General features: G+C 46.3%; 1 protein-coding gene and 2 rRNA genes (1 of these 3 cut by a window edge). All 3 read right to left on the bottom strand.

The window, feature by feature from the left end; genetic code table 11:
• A 23S ribosomal RNA gene (locus tag MKY51_RS00560) occupies positions 1-2,002 on the bottom strand; it reaches 927 nt to the left of the window's first position.
• Positions 2,003-2,319: 317 nt separating this feature from the next.
• Positions 2,320-3,876, bottom strand: a 16S ribosomal RNA gene (locus MKY51_RS00555).
• The 16S and 23S rRNA genes sit together here, the layout of an rRNA operon.
• A 564-nt stretch (positions 3,877-4,440) precedes the next feature.
• A complete protein-coding gene (lysS, locus tag MKY51_RS00550) occupies positions 4,441-5,943 on the bottom strand; it encodes a lysine--tRNA ligase (RefSeq protein WP_339174692.1) in 1,503 nt (500 codons plus the stop codon).
• Between the last annotated feature and the right edge of the window lie 57 nt (positions 5,944-6,000).

Here is a 6,000-nt window from a genome sequence, read left to right as displayed (position 1 = left end):
CTTTCGTGCGGGTCGGAACTTACCCGACAAGGAATTTCGCTACCTTAGGACCGTTATAGTTACGGCCGCCGTTTACTGGGGCTTCAATTCACAGCTTCGCTTGCGCTAACCGCTCCTCTTAACCTTCCAGCACCGGGCAGGCGTCAGCCCCTATACGTCACCTTACGGTTTTGCAGAGACCTGTGTTTTTGCTAAACAGTCGCCTGGGCCTATTCACTGCGGCTTCTCTAGGCTATGCACCCAAAGAAGCACCCCTTCTCCCGAAGTTACGGGGTCATTTTGCCGAGTTCCTTAACGAGAGTTCTCTCGCACACCTTAGGATTCTCTCCTCGACTACCTGTGTCGGTTTGCGGTACGGGCACCTCTCACCTCGATAGAGGCTTTTCTTGGCAGTGTGAAATCAGGAACTTCGCTCATACGAGCTCGTCATCACAGCTCAACGTTAGAGTATGCGGATTTGCCTACATACACGCCTTACTGCTTGAACACGCGCAACCAACGGCGTGCTTACCCTATCCTACTGCGTCCCCCCATTTCTCAAACGGTGAGGAGGTGGTACAGGAATATCAACCTGTTGTCCATCGCCTACGCCTATCGGCCTCGGCTTAGGTCCCGACTAACCCTGAGCGGACGAGCCTTCCTCAGGAAACCTTAGTCATACGGTGCATGGGATTCTCACCCATGTTTCGCTACTCATACCGGCATTCTCACTTCTAACCGCTCCACCAGTCCTTCCGGTCTGACTTCAACGCTGTTAGAACGCTCTCCTACCACGCATACTCAAAGTATGCATCCACAGCTTCGGTGAATCGTTTAGCCCCGATACATTTTCGGCGCAGCGTCACTCGACCAGTGAGCTATTACGCACTCTTTAAATGATGGCTGCTTCTAAGCCAACATCCTGGTTGTCTAAGCAACGCCACATCCTTTTCCACTTAACGATTACTTGGGGACCTTAGCTGGTGGTCTGGGCTGTTTCCCTCTTGACTACGGATCTTATCACTCGCAGTCTGACTCCCGTGTATAAATATCCGGCATTCGGAGTTTGTCTGAATTCGGTAAAGCGAGATGCCCCCCTAGTCCAAACAGTGCTCTACCTCCGGTATTCTCAATCACGAGGCTAGCCCTAAAGCTATTTCGGAGAGAACCAGCTATCTCCAGGTTCGATTGGAATTTCTCCGCTACCCACACCTCATCCCCGCACTTTTCAACGTGCGTGGGTTCGGGCCTCCAGTGAGTGTTACCTCACCTTCACCCTGGACATGGGTAGATCACCTGGTTTCGGGTCTACGACCACGTACTAATTCGCCCTATTCAGACTCGCTTTCGCTGCGGCTCCGTCTTCTCAACTTAACCTCGCACGTAATCGTAACTCGCCGGTTCATTCTACAAAAGGCACGCTATCACCCATTAACGGGCTCTAACTACTTGTAGGCACACGGTTTCAGGATCTATTTCACTCCCCTTCCGGGGTGCTTTTCACCTTTCCCTCACGGTACTGGTTCACTATCGGTCACTAGGTAGTATTTAGCCTTGGGAGATGGTCCTCCCGGATTCCGACGGAATTTCACGTGTTCCGCCGTACTCAGGATCCACTCTGGAGGGAATGAACTTTTGACTACAGGGCTTTTACCTCGTTTCGCGGACCTTTCCAAGTCGCTTCGTCTAGTTCATTCTTTTGTAACTCCGTATAGAGTGTCCTACAACCCCAAAGAGCAAGCTCTTTGGTTTGGGCTCTTCCCGTTTCGCTCGCCGCTACTCAGGGAATCGAATTTTCTTTCTGTTCCTGCAGGTACTTAGATGTTTCAGTTCTCTGCGTCTGTCTTCGACACGCTATGAATTCACGTGAAGATACTATCCGATTAAAGATAGTGGGTTCCCCCATTCGGAAATCCCCGGATCAAAGCTTACTTACAGCTCCCCGAGGCATATCGGTGTTAGTGCCGTCCTTCATCGACTCCTAGTGCCAAGGCATCCACCGTGCGCCCTTATTAACTTAACCAAAAGTTAACACTTGGAACAAGTCCAAGATTTAAGTTTACACGTCAATTGCTTGACTTGTTTAAAAATCTATAAAATAGAAATTTGATTTATTGCTTTCAATGTCGTTTTATCCAGTTTTCAAAGAACGAAGCAGCTGACTTCAATCACATCGTGACAAAGCTTCACTGATTTTGCTTCATGCAGCTTTGCGACGAAAGCGCAAGCGTCAGGAGCAATGTTTTGAAGTATTTCATTCATTTAAGAATGAACCTTCAAAACTGAACAGCAAACGTTAATGTTTCATTCCCCAAGGGAATGATTCCGAAAAATCCTTAGAAAGGAGGTGATCCAGCCGCACCTTCCGATACGGCTACCTTGTTACGACTTCACCCCAATCATCTATCCCACCTTCGGCGGCTGGCTCCAAAAGGTTACCTCACCGACTTCGGGTGTTACAAACTCTCGTGGTGTGACGGGCGGTGTGTACAAGGCCCGGGAACGTATTCACCGCGGCATGCTGATCCGCGATTACTAGCGATTCCGGCTTCATGTAGGCGAGTTGCAGCCTACAATCCGAACTGAGAACGGTTTTATCGGATTAGCTCCCCCTCGCGGGTTGGCAACCGTTTGTACCGTCCATTGTAGCACGTGTGTAGCCCAGGTCATAAGGGGCATGATGATTTGACGTCATCCCCACCTTCCTCCGGTTTATCACCGGCAGTCTCCTTAGAGTGCCCAACTGAATGATGGCAACTAAGAATAAGGGTTGCGCTCGTTGCGGGACTTAACCCAACATCTCACGACACGAGCTGACGACAACCATGCACCACCTGTCACCGTTGCCCCCGAAGGGGAAACTATGTCTCCATAGTGGTCACCGGGATGTCAAGACCTGGTAAGGTTCTTCGCGTTGCTTCGAATTAAACCACATGCTCCACCGCTTGTGCGGGCCCCCGTCAATTCCTTTGAGTTTCAGTCTTGCGACCGTACTCCCCAGGCGGAGTGCTTAATGCGTTAGCTGCAGCACTGAGGGGCGGAAACCCCCCAACACTTAGCACTCATCGTTTACGGCGTGGACTACCAGGGTATCTAATCCTGTTTGCTCCCCACGCTTTCGCGCCTCAGTGTCAGTTACAGACCAGACAGTCGCCTTCGCCACTGGTGTTCCTCCAAATCTCTACGCATTTCACCGCTACACTTGGAATTCCACTATCCTCTTCTGCACTCAAGTTCCCCAGTTTCCAATGACCCTCCCCGGTTGAGCCGGGGGCTTTCACATCAGACTTAAGGAACCACCTGCGCGCGCTTTACGCCCAATAATTCCGGACAACGCTTGCCACCTACGTATTACCGCGGCTGCTGGCACGTAGTTAGCCGTGGCTTTCTAACAAGGTACCGTCAAGGTAGCGCCAGTTACTACGCTACTTGTTCTTCCCTTGCAACAGAGTTTTACGAACCGAAATCCTTCTTCACTCACGCGGCGTTGCTCCATCAGACTTTCGTCCATTGTGGAAGATTCCCTACTGCTGCCTCCCGTAGGAGTCTGGGCCGTGTCTCAGTCCCAGTGTGGCCGATCACCCTCTCAGGTCGGCTACGCATCGTTGCCTTGGTGAGCCGTTACCTCACCAACTAGCTAATGCGCCGCGGGTCCATCTTATAGTGACAGCGAGATGCCGTCTTTCAACTTCAAAACATGTGTTAAAAAGTATTATTCGGTATTAGCCCCGGTTTCCCGGAGTTATCCCAATCTATAAGGTAGGTTACCCACGTGTTACTCACCCGTCCGCCGCTAAAATTTTAAAGGTGCAAGCACCAATAAAATTTCCGCTCGACTTGCATGTATTAGGCACGCCGCCAGCGTTCGTCCTGAGCCAGGATCAAACTCTCCATAAAAGTAGTTTGAAAGCTCATTTGCTTTGCTAGCGATTCAACTTCGTTAGAAGTTGAAATCTATTGTTTGCTTCATTTAAGAAGCTTGTTTCATTAACGTTGCTTGTTCAGTTTTCAAGGTTCATTGTGTTGTCGTTGTGACAACTTTTATATCTTACCATTTACATAAGGTGAATGTCAACAACTTTTTTAAAAAGTTTTTAATTCATTTTTTCGATGTAAATTTAGTAACTTTTTCACTTTATCACTCTAAAGTCGAAAAGTAAAGATGTTTGTAATTTTTCGCGTCACGTTTTAGCGACAAGAAATAATATATCACCCTCACAACTATATTGCAATAGTTATTTCAAAAAAATATTACTTTTTATCAAATTCTATATCCCTTCCCTTGATTCCTTTTAATTAATATAGAGTGGAATGCCTAACAGCTTCCCCATCTTTATATTTTTCTATACCTCTAACTGCCAACACACTCTCGCAGTCGCTCACAAACAAATAATAATGCCTTTCTTTCTATAATAAAGAAAAGAGCCCTGCGAATAACGCTGGACTCTTTTAAAATTAAACTTATTTCGCTGTATGTCGCATTGTCGGGAATAATAAAACATCACGAATTGATGGTGAATTCGTTAATAGCATTACTAAGCGGTCGATACCGATACCTAAACCACCAGTTGGCGGCATACCGTATTCTAATGCTTCGATGAAATCATTATCCATTTCATGTGCTTCATCATTACCTGCTTCTTTCTCGGCCATTTGAGCTTCAAAGCGCTCGCGTTGATCGATTGGATCATTTAATTCTGTGAAGGCATTTGCATGCTCACGACGAACGATAAATAGCTCAAAACGGTCTGTGAAGCGTGGGTCTTCAGGATTTTTCTTCGCTAACGGAGAAATTTCCACTGGGTGACCTGTTACGAATGTAGGTTGTACTAATGTTTCTTCTACTTTTTGTTCAAAGAACTCATTAATGATGTGTCCCACTTCGTGCGTATCTTTAATTTCCACACCGTGTTCAGCAGCGAGTTTACGTGCTTCTTCTACAGTCATTGGTGCCCAGAAGTCTACACCTGTTGCTTCTTTAACTGCATCTACCATGTGTACGCGTTTCCAGCCAACACCTAATTCAATTGTATCTTCACCATATTGTACAGATGTTGTGCCAAGTACGTCTTGAGCCACATGTGCAATAAGGTTTTCTGTTAAATCCATAATATCGTTATAGTCTGCATATGCTTCATATAATTCAATCATTGTAAATTCCGGATTGTGACGAGTTGAAATACCTTCGTTACGGAATACACGGCCGATTTCATATACTTTCTCCAAGCCACCAACGATTAAGCGTTTTAAATGCAGCTCAATTGCGATACGCATATATAATTCCATATCCAATGCATTGTGATGTGTAATAAACGGACGAGCCGCCGCACCGCCTGCAATTGTATGCAGCATTGGTGTTTCCACTTCCAAATAACCATTGTTATCTAAATAGTTGCGGATTGCGCGAATGATCTTTGAACGTTGGATGAATGTTGTTTTCGACTCATCATTTGTCATTAAGTCAACATAGCGTTGACGGTAACGTTGTTCTACATCTGTAAGACCGTGGAATTTATCAGGTAATGGGCGTAACGCTTTTGTTAGGAAAGTGAACGCTGTCGCTTTAACAGATAACTCTCCTACTTGTGTACGGAATACTTTACCTTTTACCCCTACGATATCTCCAAGATCTGCTTTGTTGAATAATTCATATGCTTCTTCACCGATTGCATCTTTACGTACATAAATTTGGATTTGGCCAGCTAAGTCCTGGATATGCGCAAAACCTGCTTTACCTTTACCGCGCTTTGTCATAATACGTCCAGCGATTACAACTTCGCGTGGGTTTTCTTCTAATTGCTCTTTATCAAATTGCTCATTTTCTGCAATAACTTCGTTCGATAAATGTGTGCGTTCAAAACGGCTGCCGAATGGGTCCATACCGTTTTCGCGAATATCTGTCATCTTCTGGCGTCTCACCAAAAGTTGGTCGTTTAATTCTTCGATATTTGACACGTATTTCACTCCTTAATGTTTTTGCGCTCCAAAACGGCACAATAGTCCATAATGTTTCCATTGTAC

The sequence above is a fragment of the Solibacillus sp. FSL R5-0691 genome (assembly GCF_037974225.1).
GTDB lineage: Bacteria > Bacillota > Bacilli > Bacillales_A > Planococcaceae > Solibacillus.
This window is presented reverse-complemented; position numbering and strand designations above follow the sequence as displayed.